General features: G+C 39.8%; 11 protein-coding genes. 4 read left to right on the forward strand and 7 right to left on the reverse strand.

Annotated features, from left to right (window positions below; translation table 11 throughout):
- Position 1: 1 nt before the first annotated feature.
- Genes GQR38_RS14270 through GQR38_RS14285 form a run of 4 tightly spaced genes read right to left on the reverse strand, consistent with a single transcriptional unit; the run spans position 2 to position 3,361 of the window.
- Positions 2-721, reverse strand: a complete 720-nt coding sequence (locus GQR38_RS14270; RefSeq protein ID WP_165721994.1) for a DUF2470 domain-containing protein — start codon at positions 719-721, stop codon at positions 2-4.
- Positions 718-1,506: an ATP-binding cassette domain-containing protein gene (locus GQR38_RS14275; protein WP_165721993.1), complete on the reverse strand. Its 789-nt coding sequence runs from the start codon at positions 1,504-1,506 to the stop codon at positions 718-720. The genes GQR38_RS14270 and GQR38_RS14275 overlap by 4 nt, the downstream gene beginning before the upstream one ends.
- Positions 1,503-2,555 (reverse strand): iron ABC transporter permease, encoded by a 1,053-nt coding sequence (locus GQR38_RS14280; protein ID WP_165721992.1) that lies wholly within the window; start codon positions 2,553-2,555, stop codon positions 1,503-1,505. Before GQR38_RS14280 ends, GQR38_RS14275 begins: the two co-directional genes overlap by 4 nt.
- Positions 2,552-3,361 (reverse strand): ABC transporter substrate-binding protein, encoded by an 810-nt coding sequence (locus GQR38_RS14285; protein ID WP_165721991.1) that lies wholly within the window; start codon positions 3,359-3,361, stop codon positions 2,552-2,554. The genes GQR38_RS14280 and GQR38_RS14285 overlap by 4 nt, the downstream gene beginning before the upstream one ends.
- A gap of 140 nt (positions 3,362-3,501) precedes the next feature.
- Between GQR38_RS14285 and GQR38_RS14290 the strand changes: the two genes are divergently transcribed.
- A complete protein-coding gene (locus GQR38_RS14290) occupies positions 3,502-5,583 on the forward strand; it encodes a TonB-dependent hemoglobin/transferrin/lactoferrin family receptor (protein WP_165721990.1) in 2,082 nt (693 codons plus the stop codon).
- A 178-nt stretch (positions 5,584-5,761) separates the two neighbouring features.
- Here GQR38_RS14290 and GQR38_RS14295 read toward each other — a convergent pair whose 3' ends face one another.
- The 3 genes from GQR38_RS14295 to GQR38_RS14305 form a co-directional block, all read right to left on the reverse strand.
- Positions 5,762-5,950, reverse strand: coding sequence for a hypothetical protein (locus GQR38_RS14295; protein ID WP_165721989.1), 189 nt, complete (start codon positions 5,948-5,950; stop codon positions 5,762-5,764).
- Between the two features lie 320 nt (positions 5,951-6,270).
- Entirely contained in the window at positions 6,271-7,794 is a 1,524-nt protein-coding gene (locus GQR38_RS14300) for a sensor domain-containing diguanylate cyclase (protein WP_165721988.1), read from the reverse strand.
- Between the two features lie 459 nt (positions 7,795-8,253).
- Positions 8,254-12,276, reverse strand: a complete 4,023-nt coding sequence (locus GQR38_RS14305; protein WP_165721987.1) for a rhombosortase-dependent M36 family metallopeptidase — start codon at positions 12,274-12,276, stop codon at positions 8,254-8,256.
- Between the two features lie 149 nt (positions 12,277-12,425).
- On the opposite strand from GQR38_RS14305, the gene GQR38_RS14310 reads away from it, so the two are divergent.
- From GQR38_RS14310 to GQR38_RS14320, 3 genes are all read left to right on the forward strand, one after another.
- Positions 12,426-12,950, forward strand: coding sequence for a hypothetical protein (locus tag GQR38_RS14310; RefSeq protein WP_165721986.1), 525 nt, complete (start codon positions 12,426-12,428; stop codon positions 12,948-12,950).
- An 812-nt stretch (positions 12,951-13,762) separates the two neighbouring features.
- On the forward strand, positions 13,763-15,574 hold the full coding sequence (locus GQR38_RS14315; protein WP_101163547.1) for a glycoside hydrolase family 3 protein: 1,812 nt from the start codon (positions 13,763-13,765) through the stop codon (positions 15,572-15,574).
- A gap of 1 nt (position 15,575) precedes the next feature.
- On the forward strand, positions 15,576-16,310 hold the full coding sequence (locus GQR38_RS14320; RefSeq protein WP_165721985.1) for a 5-oxoprolinase subunit PxpA: 735 nt from the start codon (positions 15,576-15,578) through the stop codon (positions 16,308-16,310).
- Positions 16,311-16,381: the final 71 nt, after the last annotated feature.

Consider the following 16,381-nt stretch of genomic DNA (forward strand, 5'->3'; position numbering starts at 1 on the left):
TTTAGTTATTTCGGGCTTGATTGGTTAGCGCAACCAGCGCTTTACGAACCTCTAACGGGCTGTTGCACTGGGTATTAAAGTTAATAAAGTAATTACGCTTTTGGCTTTGTATATAAAAACCAGTGGGTAATAGGCCGCTCATTATTGGGGTGTTATCAGCTACGCTGTAGTGCTGCATTAATATGAGCGACATAGCATCTTGATGGTCATCGTTCATGTGACTTATCATGCTTTGCTGCTGGTTTTCATCCCAGTTTTTTGCCTCGTATTGCCATTCGTTTTGCTCAAGCCAAAATATTTTGCCAAAACCGCCAATGTAACGCACACGAATTACGTCTAATTGCCATAATTGAAAGTTGTGCGCATTGCGATAGCTAGCGGCTTCGGGGTATAGGGCAATATAGTTATCAAGTAAAGTGTGTGCTTGCTCACTTGGCACAACAGAGCCATCACCTACGAGCGTTACGCGGCCGTGCTCGTTTTGATCGCCACTGTCGGCGGCGTCAAATACGGTAAGGCTCATACGTGAGTCGTGCTTTAGATTTTTAGTGTGCTGGGCTATATCGCTAATAAAAAAGTAAACACGGCCTTGTTCGTCGCACATATAGGGGGTTACTGAGCCAAACGGGTAGCCGCGTAAATTATTAGAAATAGTCGACATGACACCCGCATTGGTTTTGTAAACCAAGGTGCGTGCATCGTTTAATGCTTGCTCTCTCATAAAAACTCCTGACGTTGAGAAAAAACCATGGGTGCATCGTTATAAGGATGAGGATTTACGTGCAGTTTCATGGCGTACATTTGTTGTAAGTTTTGTTCTGTTAATACGGTGTTTATAGGCCCACTTTGCAACACTTTTTTGTTGTGCAGTAAAATAGCGTCGGTTGCATAAAGGCTGGCTAAATTTAGATTGTGTATTGCAATAATGGCGCTGTTGCCCTGCTCTACAAAGGTTTTAACGCAGCTGAGCAAAGCATGTTGGTGGCGCATATCAAGTGCTGATGTAGGCTCGTCGAGCAGCATTAGTTTTGGCTCAGCCGATTGTGTAAAGGCATCGAGCTGGGCTAAAGTACGCGCCATATGAACACGTTGTTGCTCTCCGCCCGAAAGCGCACTTACGCGGCGAGTTAAATACTGGTTTAAATCCATAATAGCGGCATATTTATGTACTTTTTCGCTTTGCATTTTTAATGACTCTACATACGGATAGCGACCCATTGCAATAAGCTCAAATACATTAAAATCAAACCCTACGTGGTTAGCTTGCATCATAACTGCGCGCTGTGTTGCAAGGCGTTTTTTAGCGTGAGAGGCCAGCGGCTTAGCATTAAAAAGTACACTGCCTGTAAAGGAGTGCATACCTGCTAAGGTATGCAGCAAGGTAGATTTACCTGCGCCATTTTCACCAAGTAGTGCGACAAGTTGCCCTTGTTTAGCGCTGCCATCAATAGCGTTTAAAACGCTGTGATTATCAAAGCCAACGCTTAGGTTGTTAAACGCGATCATGACCAACCTCGCTTATTTTTCACTATTAAATAAATAAACAATGGCGCACCCAATAGCGCGGTAATAATGCCAATGGGTAGCTCTGATGGCATGATCACAATGCGTGCTAGCCAGTCAGAAAGTAGCAATACCAGTACGCCAATTAACATACAAAGCGGCAGCATATTACGTAAATGCGGCCCCACCATTAAGCGGGCAATATGCGGGACTACCAAGCCAACAAACCCTATTAAACCGGTAAGCGCTACAACCGCACCTACCCCTAATGCAACGAGTATAATGACATACAATTTAAGCTTATTGGTATCTACTCCTAGGTACTGAGCTTGTGACTCGCCAATAAGGAGTAAGTTCATGGGGTTTTTTAACCGCCACAGGCCAACTAGGCTAATAAACAGTAACGGCACAGCTTGAATAATCGTGCTCCAGCTTGCTCCGCCTAATGAGCCCATGGTCCAATAATTTATTAATCGTAGCGCGCTATCGTCGGCAAAAAAACTCAGTAGCCCAATAACAGCGAATGCTAACGCGTTAATAGCGACTCCTACCAATATAAGTGTGGTGATATTAATTTGCCCCTGCTGCTTGGCAATAAAATATACCAGCGAGGTAACACCAAGCGCCCCTAAAAACGACGCATAAGGTAAATACAACTGAGCGTTAAAATTAAACTGCGCGCTAAGTGCAATAAACGCCACTGCAACCATTGCCGCACCTGCACTAATGCCAATAATAGATGGGTCTGCCAGCGGGTTACGGCAAAGCGCTTGGGTTGCCGCCCCTGTTTGGGCAAGTACCAACCCTACTAATACAGCAAGCACAAAACGCGGCAAACGTATTTGCATTACGACATTTATTTGCAGTGCATCAAACTGATTAAAGTACTCGGGCGCAAGCCAAGCAATAGCTAAACGCCAATCCCATCCTGCAGGGCCGTATCCTATGCTTAGTAGCGCCAAAGCAAAAATACAAACAGAGGCTAATAGCATCCATTTATGAGTTTGGCTAAGTATTATGGGCACAAAGCGGCTCAATGCTAGGGTATTCATAAGCGGGTTTTATACTCGTTAAGCTCATTAATTGCTGTGGCAATACGTGGCGACATGCCAAGCGAAAGCAGGCTATCCATAACAAGTAAGTTACAGCTTTGCGCAGCTTTTAATAAGCGTAGGTTCGGTTGCTTACAAAAAGCCTGCTTGCCGCCAATGCTTTGTACAACATGCTTTGGCGCAACTAAAAAGTCAGGCTGATTTACAGCAAGTACTTCGGTATTAATTACTTTAAAGCCTGAATGTGTAGCGCCTATATTAGTAATGCCCGCATAGCTAAATAATAAATTAGGGACGGTTTCTTGCCCTGCGGCAACAAGCCCGCGCTCATTAGCTGAGAGTAAAAATAGCGCGCTGTGTGTCTGCGCTTTTGCTTTTTCAGGTAATGAGTCTGTAATGTGCGTAATAAGCGATTGCGCTTTTTGCTTGGCGTCTAAATCGGTACCAAGGCGTTTAATTAGCTCAAGTAGCTCATTAACTGAGGTGGGCTTTTTATAATGAATTAGTTTAACCCCTGTTGCCTCAATTTGTTTAAGTGCTTGGCTTCGCCCTGCTCCTTCAAGCGCTAACAAGGTTGTTGGGCGCATAGAAAGCACGCCTTCTGCCGCTAAATCGCGGTAATAACCCACTTGTGGTAATTGCGTAGCTTGCTGTGGGTACATGCTCGATTGATCAACTGCTACGAGGGTACTTTGCTTGCCCAGCGCATAAATTATTTCTGTAAGGGTGCCGCCAGCACTAATAACGCGCTCCTGTGCAAGTGCAGGTTGAGCGACTAAAGCAAACAATATAAATAGGTATTTCATTACAAACTCCGGCTTTTATTTTTCGGCTATTATAACTAGTTAAATCTAAATGAAAATGATTATCATAATTAATTGATCTTAATTTGACTTAGTTGTAACATCCTCGCCATAAATAATAACTATTATCATTTGGAGTTAAAATGAAGCCCTCTACATTTAAATTTACTGCTATAGCAACCTTATTACTCGGATCGGGCACTGCATTTGCCGAAAACATAATTGACGATCATATTGTTGTGAGTGGATCGCGGTTTGAGCAAAAGCTTAAAGATGTAACTGGCTCAGTAACGGTTATTACCGAGCAAGATATAGAGCGCCAGCTAGCTGTAGATTTACAAACCATGTTTAAATACGATTCAAGCATTGCAACCACAGGCAGTGGTGCAGGCGCGCAAACACTTACTGTACGTGGTGTTGGTGGTAACCGTGTTGTATTTATAAAAGATGGCCGACGCACCAACGATGGTTATGCAGGCGGAGGGGGCTATTTAGTTGGCCGCAATTACTTTGATGTAGCAGGCGTAAAACAAGTAGAAGTAGCCAAAGGTGCTGCATCGTCTTTATATGGCTCTGACGCACTCGGTGGCATTGTGGTTATAACCACTAAAGATCCAAGCGATTATCTAAAAGATAACAGCAGCTATGTAAAAATGGCACTGGGGTATCAAGGTCAAAGTAACCAAATTGCTGCTGATATTACCGGTGCAAAAGACTTAGGCGACTTTGCAGTAAGCGCAGTTTATAGCCATCGCGACAGCGAAGAAGTACAAAATTACGACGAAAACTTACCCGGTTATGATGCAAAGTCGGACGCTTTATTAGTTAAATTTGAACAACAGCTTGATGAAAAACGCACACTTAAATACACCCTTGATTATTTTAATCAAACAATTGAGCAAGTAATAACCCCCACGGTTCAAGAAACCGAGGAAGACGACACTAGTTGGTCACTGGCGCTAGATTATCATTCAGAAGTAGCTACAGCTGCGTTTGATAAATGGTACGGGCAAGTGTCTTATAGTAGTTACGAGCAACAAAGCGATGCAATTAGTGGCGCAAGCACCTACACCGATTATAACGACTATCGTTTTGAGCAAAATATTTTAGGTTTAAAAGCAGTATTTAATAAAGGGCTTAAAGGAGAAACCACCGATCACGAAGTGGTATACGGAGTTGATATCGATTTATACGATACCACCCGCCCACGTTTAAAAACACGTGTTTTAGCCGATGGCATGGTTGATTTTACAGACCAAAAACAAAAAGCGTTTCCGGGGGCTGACACCTCTTTAATTGGCGCTTATGTGCAAGACAGTATTTCGTTTAAAAACAGCGCATGGTCGGTTATTGCAGGCGTGCGATATGATTACTACACCCTAGAAGCTAAAAGTGATGAGCTATATGCCGATGCGCAGCTTGATGATATTACCGAATCTGCTTTTTCGCCTAAGCTAGGTGTTATATATCAAGTGGATGATAACTTATCGTGGTATGGGCAATACGTACGAGGCTTTAAAATACCACCACACGACCAAGCCTATCAAAGCCACGGCGTTGAACCGTTTTATCAAATACTACCAAATGCCGATTTAGACCCAGAAAGCAGCGACTCATTTGAGCTTGGGCTTAGGTACGCAAGCAGCGATATTAGCGTAAATTTAAGTGCTTTTTATGCAGCATTCGATGATTTTATTGAAACCGCCGTAGTAGGTGTTGAGCCAACGTACATTCCTGGCGTAAACAAAACTCTGTATCAGTATCAAAATATTAGCGAAACACAAATAAGCGGTGTAGAAGCCGGAATTGCCGTGTATGTTGCTGAAAATATTCTGCTTGAGGCAAATGTGGCCTACGTTGATGGTGAAAATAAAGAAACCGATCAGCCACTTACCAGCATTAGCCCGTTAAATGGCTCAATATTGTTAAGTACAGAGCTGGGTAATATTAACTGGACCGCTGCGTTGCGTTTAGCTAAATCGCAATCGGATGTAGTACTTGATGCAAACGATGATAAAACTACGCAAGGGCATGGCTACGGCGTTGTTGATTTATACGCAAACTACGAATGGCAAGCGTGGCAGCTAAATGTAGGTGTACTTAACTTGCTCGATAAAGAATATGTACCTTTTGAGTTGATTGCAGGTCAATCGCAAAGTGCTGATTTTAGCCAATACACCCAATCTGGGCGTAACTTTTCAGCAAGGGTAAGCTATCAGTTTTAATTAGGGCTAAACAAATGGCAATAAACGCTGCATGGGTATGCAGCGTTTGCCTGCCACATATTTACTCAAGTCAAATTACTTAATGGTGAGTATATTCAGGTACACTTCTACATACTTAATGCCCATTAACACTTTATATAAACAGCACTTTAAAGCCAAAATCGCCGTTATTTATAAATTAATTAATCGCAAAGTCTTGGGTTTCTAAATAGCTGGGGGCGTTTTTAAAACATGCCGTTAGCTTACTTGCAAGCGTTGTATTTATTGCGCTGTCGCACTCTAATTCCCCGGTATACTCCCCCTGAGTAAGCGGCACTAATCTTAACGAGTCATAGCTTGGTTTACTTTGTATTTTATGAATTACCAAGCCTTGTTGCTGCGTTAGTTTTACTAATGAAAATGCATTTTTGTGTTTTATTAGTCGTGATTTTTCAACATATAACGGGTTTTAAAAAGTTAGTTTGGTAGTAAAACTGCTTTGGCATTAGCGTATTTACCAAATTTTGTGATTGATGACTTAGCGCTTACAAAAATAACTGTAAAGGGGGTTAACAGTCACTATAGCAAAGGCATAGCAATGATTTACAAGCCATCAAAAGCAGATGGCTGGCTTAATAAACTCATGCACTCTGTGTAAAGTATTTATCAATTTAAGGTAATACAGAGTATTACTTAACAAAGCTGTGGTTAGCTAATATCGGCCACTACGCATCGGTTACGACCATCCTCTTTAGCATGGTATAGCGCCTTATCGGCACATTTATATACTTGTGCAATATCAGTACTATGCTCAGGCCAGGTTGCAATACCTATAGAAATAGTGATTGTTCCAATGGTGTTTATTTCTGTCGATTCTACTGTTTTACGTAAACGCTCTGCTATTTTATAGGCACTTTGGCTGTTTTCATTTGGTAGCACAAGAACAAATTCTTCACCGCCGATTCTTGATACTATGTCGTCTCTTCTTGATAGTTTTTTAATTATATTTGTTAGCGAAACTAAAGTTTCGTCGCCTTTACCATGTCCAAAAGTATCGTTAACACGTTTAAAAAAGTCGATATCAATTTCTAATATAGCGAATGGGGTTTGCTTTAGCATAAGCTGGTTAAGTAGGCCGTTTAAGCTTCTTCTGTTATGCGTATCTGTTAAGGGATCTGTTTGTGAGTCATGGCGTAGCACACCTATTTGTGCTTGTAATAAAGTAACCTCTCTTAACATCGCTAACTTCAGTTTTTGACTTTCAAAATACCACGACTTCACGCTTTTAAGTTTTTCTAAGCTTTTTGGATCATCGAGTGTATTTGCGTTATCGGCTAATCGCTTTAGCGGCCTTGCTATAAAGTGTGCGAATAAACCAATAAAAATAAATGTGACTAATGCCATAGGTATTGTTTGTTCAATGACTTCAATAGTTAATGTATCTAGCGAAGAGAGCGTTGATTCTAATGGTCTTTGCGCCACTATTCCCCATTTAGATAAAGTAATGGGTGCGTAGCCTGCGAGCATCGGCTTATTTAAGCTATTAATAACCGTTGAAGTGCCTATTTCGCCACCTATAACAGCGTCAATCACAGCATTGTTAGCAATAACGTTGCCGATTCTGGCAGGTTCTGGGTGATATAAAATGCGCTTATTTGAGCTAACAACATAAAGGTACGAACCACCTTTGTAGTAATGTTGTTCTAAAAGCTCATTTAAAATATTTTTCTCTTTTAAATAAAGAGAGCCCCCAATATAACCTAAATACTTATCTTCAGAATCAAATAGCGGGTGCGATATAAAAACAATTAAATTATCAGCTGCCGATAAATAAGGCTCACTAATTAATGGGCGTTTTTCTTTTAGTGCTTCTATTGCTCCTGGAGACTGTATTTTTTGGCCTATTAAACTTTCAAAGTGAGGCGACGTCGCTGCAACTACGCCATGTAAATTAATCACAACAGAGTTAAAGCTATCCGTTTGATGATTTAAACGAATGGCTTCATCGTTTAATAATTTGGAGTTATTTGGTGATTGCTCAATAATTTTAGCTGAGTATTCAAGCTGCTGAAGCGCAGACTTTAAAAAGTTATCAGTTGCGGAGGCTAATTTTTGTGCATAGGCTAAATTACTTTTTAGCGTATATGATGTTAACTGCTCTTTTTGAACCTGATAGGTAGAATAAAAACTCCCTATCAATGTGCTCAGTGCTGCAGAGAATGCGAGTAGCAATATAAGAAATCTTAAATTTAAAGCGGGTAGTAATTTATATAGCAAAGCTGCATTCCAAAGCACTCAAATTCAGCGCGAATTATACGAAGTTAGGTATTATACCCGTTTAAGTGTTTTTAATTAAGTTGGTTTGTTCAATTTAGCGACTATGCGTTAGGGTATGGCGTGATAAATAATATATTCCAGCATTGCCATTTTTTATCCTTTAATCAGTAAAACTCTAGCCAACTAAGTGAACGCACCGAGGTTGTTTATTAAGCTTTAAGATATAAGTTGTTGATGTCGTATAAAAAGGCAATATGACTAATAGATAAGTCAAAGTGTATGGCCATGAAAAAGTTAATATGAGGTCAGGACTAAAAACATCACACTAAGTTTATAAAAAAGGCCAGAAGCAAAAGCTACTGGCCTTTCATTAAAGCCGTCATGTGTTTAGAGACGACGGGATGTTATTTAAACTTATTTACTAACGTTTTTACGACGTCTATTAAACCATACTAATGGAGTAAGTAATAAAGCTATAAAGCCAAAACTACCACCACCGCTAGATTTTGCTTCTGTTACAGGCACTGTTGCTACCGCTTCATTTTTTACCATTACAGTACTTTGTTGAGTCACAGTTGTTACACCATCACTTACGGCAACTTCAAAAACAAGCTCTTCATCTGCAGTAATAGCTGCAGGTGTGAAGCTCAAAGTTGCTGTATCAGTACCAGTGAGCGTAGCATCACTACCGCTAACCTGAGTCCAAGCATAAGTTAGTGTTTGACCATTGCGATCTGACGCTGTTGCTGTAATTGTTCCTGTAGCAGATTCAGTAATTTCCGCTGATGCACTTTCGACTAAAACAAGTGGAGCTGCGTTATCACATGCTAGTGAATCACCCGCTACAAGTTCTGAAAATACAGGAGATAAAACGTTAGACATAGTTAGGTTATCAATCCACCAACCTAAATCACTTACTGCGCCATCTGATGAAATTCTAAAGCGTACCTTTACTAAGTTGCCGTTTAGAGCATCACCAAAGTTGATAGTTTCATAATTACCATACGCGCCACTATCTTGTACGTTATTACCTGTGTATGTTTCACGTTCTTGAAGCTCTTGAGAACCGTTTTCGATTAGAACAGCGTCATAGCCAACATCAAATGTGCCGCCAATTTCAGTAGCATCAACCCAGTCACCACCATTAACACTAACTTCTACAACACCACCATCCCAGTTTTCCTCGATACTATAGAAATGCCAGAATGAAATTTCAAAGTCGCCAGAGTAACCGACTTCGAATGACTTGCTCTCTACTGCTACATCCGATTGGAAGCCATTATTTACAAGGCGCATTGCTTGTGTGCCTAGCCCAAAGCCACCTTGTTCAAAGAATGCAATATTACTACTATTATCCATTACTTGAGTGCCAGCAGCTAAATCACCACCAAACATTACGTTTTCTTTTAAATCTAATAGTGATGAACTTGCTACTTCCATATCATCTGAAACTACAGCTCCAACAGGCGTTTCTGATTTAAAGCCCATATTTACTTCAAACGTAAGTGTTTGATCAAGCGCTTCAACGATATCATCATCCGTTTCAATTTCAGGGAATGTGACTTCAATTTCTAGTGTTTCAGCTGTACCCGCTTCGTTCAAAGTAACTTTAATATCGTTACTTGTTATTGCTTCGTACGGTTGAACTTCACCAAAAGTAAGTAGGCCATCATTTTCAAATGTTACATCATGATCGCTTATAACTGTCAGTTGTGCTGTTGTACCACTAAGTACTTCACTACCACGGTTAGTAATTGTTACGCTAACCGTACTCGTTTCGCCTTTATCTAAAATATTGTCGTTAGTACAAAAACCAAGCTCTGTACCATTGTACATGTTGTTTAAGTCAGCACTTGCAAAAGCATAGCTAGAAAGCTGTGTTTTATCTGATTCAACTACACCAGTAAGGTCTTCACTGAAACGATCTGGCGATACTGCGCCAAGACCCATACCACGTTTAGCAAATGCGCCTACCATTAACTTGTAATCAGCAGGGTCTACTGCATAGGCAGCAGCTAAAATAGCATCACGTGCTTCAGTGTAGGTTGGTGCTATAGGTGTTAATTTGTAACCTGCAACTAAGTAATCTGCCATTCGAGTTTGTGCTTCATTAAAGCCATGCTCGTTAATAAGCGTTACGTAGTTTTCCCATAATACAGTTGCCCAAATTTCGCCGGCAGCATGAGGAGAAGCCACGCTTGTTGGTGAAATACCAATATCAGCACCAGCATTTTCAGTAATATGTCGGAACGATAATGCATTTACATCTGTATCAGTTGAATAAGGAAGACGACGAATACCGAAGTAGAAGTCTTCTACAAATGTGCCGCTACCATATGCTTTTTGGAACTTATCGTTACCTGTGATATTTATATCGCTTTCTTTAGCGATAAACATTAATGAGTGGAAATCGCCCCAGCCTTCGCCCATTGCGCGGCCTTGGAAGTTAATAAGGCCTGATGAATTACCGACTAAGCGGTTACTAATGTAGTGACCCCATTCATGAGCAATAATACCATTATCAAACGTACCATCTTTTAATGTTGCTTTGGTAAACATGTTAACAGTAACAACTTCACGAGCATCAATTAGGTCATACATTGCATGACCATCAGCGTAATTTAAACCCATATTTGGAATGGTTACAGTATCGTCTTCACCGCCCATTGGTGCCGGTTCTGCCGTATCTGGGTCATTATTAACAACGATAGTTGCTATCGCACCTGCATCTTGTGCATTTTTTACTTTAATTGTAAATGAGCATGAGCCACGGTCTACAATTGCAATTTTACCCGCTAGTTCAGCTGCATTTATAGCAGGCTCACAACCATCATTCACGCTTGTTGAATCTACTGTATTTCCATCATCTAAACGAACAACTTCTGCAGCCACATCACTGAATTGGTATTTACCAAAGCCAGATTCTTTTGTTGAAGCTAAAAGGCCTAAAGAGTCATGTGAAGTTACTGTAATACCAAAATCTACACCAACAACGGCATCTTTACTGTTGTACAAGTACATTTGCATACGTGGGCTAGCACCATCAGCTGGCGTAGACATATTTGCGTTATTACGACCTGAGTTATCTTGAGCCTGTGCTTCAATCGGGTCACCTTCTACGCCGCCACGACCAAAGTTAGATACTTGAGCTACATTTGACGTTTCATCAAAACCATGATCATAGAAAAAATCATGTAAAAAGTTATTCATATAAAACAAGTTAACAATAGCCGCTTTACGGTTTGCGTAGCTATTTGCAACTTCATCTACTTGATAAGGGTAGTCAAATGTGAAGTCTGCTGTTGTTTCAGCGGTAAAGTCACCTTCACTAAAGTCTTGAGGTGCAACCACATCTGCGTAAGCAAATACGTTATTACCTGATGTTGTCGTTGCATCATCAGCTAACCATGGGTCCATTGTGCTTAGTTTACTGTAGTAAGATAGAGATACCATTGGCGCGTCTAAAATCTCAGTCTCGTCTACTTGCCCTGGGCCATCTGCAGGAATTACGTCACCGTGCGGGCTTTCCATTGGGTAGCCATCTTGGTTAGCGTAAACACGGTAATTAAAGTCAGCTGCATGAGATTTCAAATCTTTCGCAAAATATACTTTGCTGTTATTCGAATCTACTACATAACTAAAGTAGTCACTTTCTAAAGAGCCAACTTCTGCTACTTCTACTTCAATGTAGTAAGCAGATTTAAGCTCGCCTGCAACTTCAAAAAACACTTCTTTTGCACGTGGTGTACCTAAAACAATCTTAGAGTCATCTAATGATTTAGCCTCATATTTTGCATATCCACCTTCATTACCAATTTTACGAAGTGAGACATCAATATTTGCTAATTCACTAAATGCTTTTTTTATACTTTGCTCAGAGCTTACAAAACCCGTTAATGCAGCAAGTTTATTTTTAGATGACGACGTATCAGCAAAATAACCCGAGCTTGCTACTAGGTTGTACTCTTTATCCATTAACAAGTTGTATTCGCGGTTAAAAACTTCTACACCGTTTACTTGTTGTTTATATTTAGCACTAATAGAACCACGTTTTTGCTCTGATAAATCAACCATAACAGCAGAAGATGCTGTTGTTTTACGATTACTAATACCTGTTAAAGTTTCAATATAAAAGTCAGCAGCATATTGATTACGGTTATCAGCTGCGATTAAAGCCATGTCAGGCTTACGCTGACCTATTGCTTGCCATAAAAATGTTGCTTTACCCATTTGTGCATCGTAAATAGATTTTTGACCCGATACAGTGGCGCGTTCGGCTAAGGTTCTCTGCTGAACAGCAGCTAAAGAAGTACCCTGAGTAACTGCATTTGTAGCACTTACATCATAAAATCGAGTTTGTTCAGCGGCGGTTAGCTCACCTGCTGCTAATGTTGATGCTACAACCATGGCAATAGTTGTTAATTTAAATTGAGACATGTATCCACCTGTTTGTATTTATTATATTAAAACACTTAATGTTTTTTAATTGATTATTTTATGTAAACGCATAGTTAAGTTGTTAATATACATACTTGAATGAAGCTGAATAGCTTTAAATTTAGAGAAAAGTAAACAAAGGTAAACGAATGCAAAAAATAATTTTTACAAGTTCAGTGCCAATAATTGCAGCTTTATTACTATCTGCATGTAATAACAGTGAAAAAACAGAGGTTAACAACTCTCAGGCGCTACCTAAAACAGCAGAAATCATTATAAAAGAACCATCTAAGAACCAGAAAACTGACACTATTTTCCCTAAAAAAGAAAGCAGTCAAGGTATTATGAAAAAAGCATCTAAAAGCATAAATTCATCTGGTGATAAGCTTATTTTTAACTCTGAGCAGTTATTTAAAGGCGACGTTATTTATAATCAGAACTTAAAGCAAAAAGGTGTAGTAAAAGGTACTCTTACCATTACATTAAATACCGATACTTTGCCTGATGAGTTAAAAAATAATTATGAGTTAGTTAAGTCGACAGCTCACAATTACACATTACTTGTTGAAAAGGATGTTGATATTGCAGGATTATCTAAAGATCTAAACAATTATAGCTCAGTGAGCAATGTAGAAGTTGCAATTGATTACTCACCTATCGAAACACACTTTTAATCAGCAACAATGCACTTACAACTACCATATTATTAACATGGTAAAGTACTTTGTCAGCACATTTGTAAACTTGGTCTATTTCGTTACTATGCTCAGACCAAGTTGCAATGCCAATAGGAATTATTATAAATCCAATAGTTTACGTATTTATAGACTCAACGGCTTGACGTAATCGCTCTGCTATTTTGCGCACTTTGCTGTTCTTATTAGGTAAAAAAATACAAATTCTTCTCTACCTAAACGCGCCACAATATTGTCTTTTCAAGATGATTTTTAGTTGAATAGGCAGGTTATTGCATTGCTGATTCTAAAGAGTATAAGTTGTTGATGCTAGTTTATTAGCGCAGGCATAGTTATTTTTAGTGTAAGTTTTTAACTGCTCCTTTTGTGCTTGGTAGGTAGAATAAAAGCGACTTACTAAAGTACTAATAAAGGCTGTAATCGTTAAATGAAAAATAAGAAATCGAAGATTAAGGCTATTAATAATTCTTTCGAAAATGAATGCCATCCTAAGTATGAGGCATTCAATACTTGCACCTATAATTGAGCATAAAGCCTGCAATTACACCCTATTAAAAATTTATTACCTAATATCAATAAAGCCAGAAAAAATATAACTTTACACTAAGTTCAAAACTATAATTTTTCTTCAATTTTTACAATACGTTAATGGTTTTTGTAAAGAAAACCTTCTTTTGCAGTTACTTTAAAAAGTAGTTAAGCTGCATACATTTATCTACTTTTTAGCCTTGGAGTGTGTTTTGCTAAATAAGTGTATTGTACCGTCTATCGTTTTTTTATCTGGGTGTTTAATGCCATTACAATCCTCGCTTGCTAAACCCGTGCTTTCTCTTGAACAACAACTTGGGCAAAAGTTAATACTCGACTTTCGCTACTTTTGCCAGCAAGGAGCAAGTAATAAATGCCGAACTCCAATGACCGAGTTACCTAATGAGCTTGCTACCGCTATTGCTAAATACGATATTGGTGGAATTATTTTATTTTCTGAAAATACCCAATCAATAGAACAAACCATTACGCTTAATAGCCAATTGCAAACAGCTGCAAGTAAATCCAGTAGTAAGCTGCCTCTATTTATATCAATAGATCAAGAAGGCGGACGTGTAGCGCGTTTACCACGCGATGTTGCCACCTCATTTACCGGTAATATGTCGATTGGCGCAACCTACAAAAAACACGGTACGAGCTTTGCGACAAAAACAGCAACTGTTATAGCTAAAGAACTAAACTCGCTGGGTATCAATGTAAACTACGCGCCCACGGTTGATGTAAACATGAACCCCGATAACCCTGTTATTAATGTACGCTCGTTTGGTGAAAACCCAGCATTAGTGAGTAAATTGGGCGCCGCACAGGTTGCAGGATTTGAGAACAACGGTGTTATTACCTCGTTAAAGCACTTTCCAGGCCACGGCGATACAAATGTAGATAGCCATACAGGTTTGCCTAAAGTAAACCATGCAAAAGAAGTTATTTACGAGCAAGACTTAGCACCGTTTAAGCACATTATCGCCAAGCAAAACCCAGGCATGATAATGACGGCGCATATTCAATACCCTGCCCTCGATAGCACAACGTTCATAAGTGTTAATGGCAAAACTATGATAAAACCGGCAACAATGTCGCGTGCAATCATTACTGATATTTTACGTGGTGAGCTTAATTACCAAGGTGTTGTAGTAACTGATGCGCTTGATATGGCTGGCATTAGTAACTTTTTCACACCAACTCAAGCGGTAATAAATACGTTTGCGGCTGGGGCTGACATTGCCCTAATGCCCGTTGAAATTAGAACGCCGGATGATTTAAACAAGCTCGATGACCTTATTAAAGAGCTTGTTGCAGCGGTTAAATCAAACCAACTTGACGAGCAAGAAGTAGCACAATCAGCGATGCGTATAATTACGCTTAAAAATAAATTTAGATTAAGCACTAATTTTGACCCTATTACCGCGCTCATAAATGCAAAGCAAACAATCGGCAGTGCAGCACATCGCGAAATAGAAGCGCAGCTTGCTGTAGAGGCAATAACGCAGGTTAAAAATAATAACAGTACTTTGCCACTTAATTTAAAAGCAGGAAGTAATGTTCATATTATTATGCCAGACACGCGTAAATGTATGGCAATGCAGCAAGCGATTGAAGCTACCAGCCAGCAAAAACTAAACTATAGCTGTAGCAGCCTACAAGGGTTTAACCCTGCACAAGCTAAAACACAAATACACGCTGCTGATGTAGTTATAGCCGGCAATGCAACGCCTAATCAAAGTGCGGTAGAAATTGGCGGTATGGATGATTTAAAAGACGATCCTAATTTTGCACTTAATAATGCAGAGCAACCAAAAGCACTTGAGTCATTATTAAAGATGGCAAAGCAGAGTAATAAAAGCACTGTTTTTATAAGCCTAAGAGCGCCTTACGACATTGCTAAATTTGGCAATTATGCAAATGCTGTACTTGCATCTTACGCATATAATATTGATGTAGATAAAAACGATATTGTGTCTGGTCCCGCTTTTACCGCACTTGCAAAAGTGTTACTAGGAGAAGCACCGGCTAACGGCGTATTACCTGTCACAATAAAACCGCAAAAGGCGCACTAATATGAAACTCAATTGTGATTTAGGCGAAAGCTTTGGCGCGTGGAAAATGGGGCTAGACGATGACGTTATGCCACATATTGATATGGCTAATATTGCGTGTGGGTTCCATGCAGGTGATGCCGACGTAATGACAAACACTCTTGTACTTGCCAAGCAACATAACGTACAAATTGGTGCTCACCCAAGCTACCCAGATAAGCAAGGCTTTGGTCGGCGCTCAATGGTACTTAGCGAAAAAGAGCTTACAAATTGCCTGCATTATCAAATAGCCGCTATTGAGGGCATGGCAAAAGTACAAGGTTTAACACTTAGCTATGTTAAACCGCATGGCGCACTTTATAACGACATGATGGCTGATGATAAAATATTACAAACAGTTATAAATGCAATTGCCAGGTACCCAATAGATTTGAAACTAATGGTCTTAGCGACTAAAAATGCCAATAAGCACATTCAAATAGCTAAAAGCTCAGGAGTTGATTTAGTACTCGAGGCATTTGCCGACAGACAGTACACCGACGACGGGCATTTAGTGTCACGAACACTTGAGGGTAGCGTTCACAACAAAGCTGCATTACTAAAACAAGTAACTCAGCTTTTATCCGATGGCAGCGTGACAACACGAACTGGAAAAAAACTAACGCTCAACGCCCATAGCTTATGCGTACATGGCGACAACGCTGATGGCATAGCGCTTATAAAAGATATAAAAGCCCTTTGTAACTCAGCTAACTAAACTTTTACACAACCTCAAATAGAAGCTGTAAACCCCCTTTACAGCTTTAACTCATAGAGTTAAATAAGAGC

This window comes from Pseudoalteromonas sp. c7(2019) (assembly GCF_011378625.1).
GTDB lineage: Bacteria > Pseudomonadota > Gammaproteobacteria > Enterobacterales > Alteromonadaceae > Pseudoalteromonas > Pseudoalteromonas arctica.

Coding starts and splice junctions, on each gene's coding strand:
- GQR38_RS14270 (WP_165721994.1), bottom strand. CDS start 721: ATGAGAGAGCAAGCATTAAACGATGCACGCACCTTGGTTTACAAAACC.
- GQR38_RS14275 (WP_165721993.1), bottom strand. CDS start 1,506: ATGATCGCGTTTAACAACCTAAGCGTTGGCTTTGATAATCACAGCGTT.
- GQR38_RS14280 (WP_165721992.1), bottom strand. CDS start 2,555: ATGAATACCCTAGCATTGAGCCGCTTTGTGCCCATAATACTTAGCCAA.
- GQR38_RS14285 (WP_165721991.1), bottom strand. CDS start 3,361: ATGAAATACCTATTTATATTGTTTGCTTTAGTCGCTCAACCTGCACTT.
- GQR38_RS14290 (WP_165721990.1), top strand. CDS start 3,502: ATGAAGCCCTCTACATTTAAATTTACTGCTATAGCAACCTTATTACTC.
- GQR38_RS14305 (WP_165721987.1), bottom strand. CDS start 12,276: ATGTCTCAATTTAAATTAACAACTATTGCCATGGTTGTAGCATCAACA.
- GQR38_RS14310 (WP_165721986.1), top strand. CDS start 12,426: ATGCAAAAAATAATTTTTACAAGTTCAGTGCCAATAATTGCAGCTTTA.
- GQR38_RS14315 (WP_101163547.1), top strand. CDS start 13,763: ATGCCATTACAATCCTCGCTTGCTAAACCCGTGCTTTCTCTTGAACAA.
- GQR38_RS14320 (WP_165721985.1), top strand. CDS start 15,576: ATGAAACTCAATTGTGATTTAGGCGAAAGCTTTGGCGCGTGGAAAATG.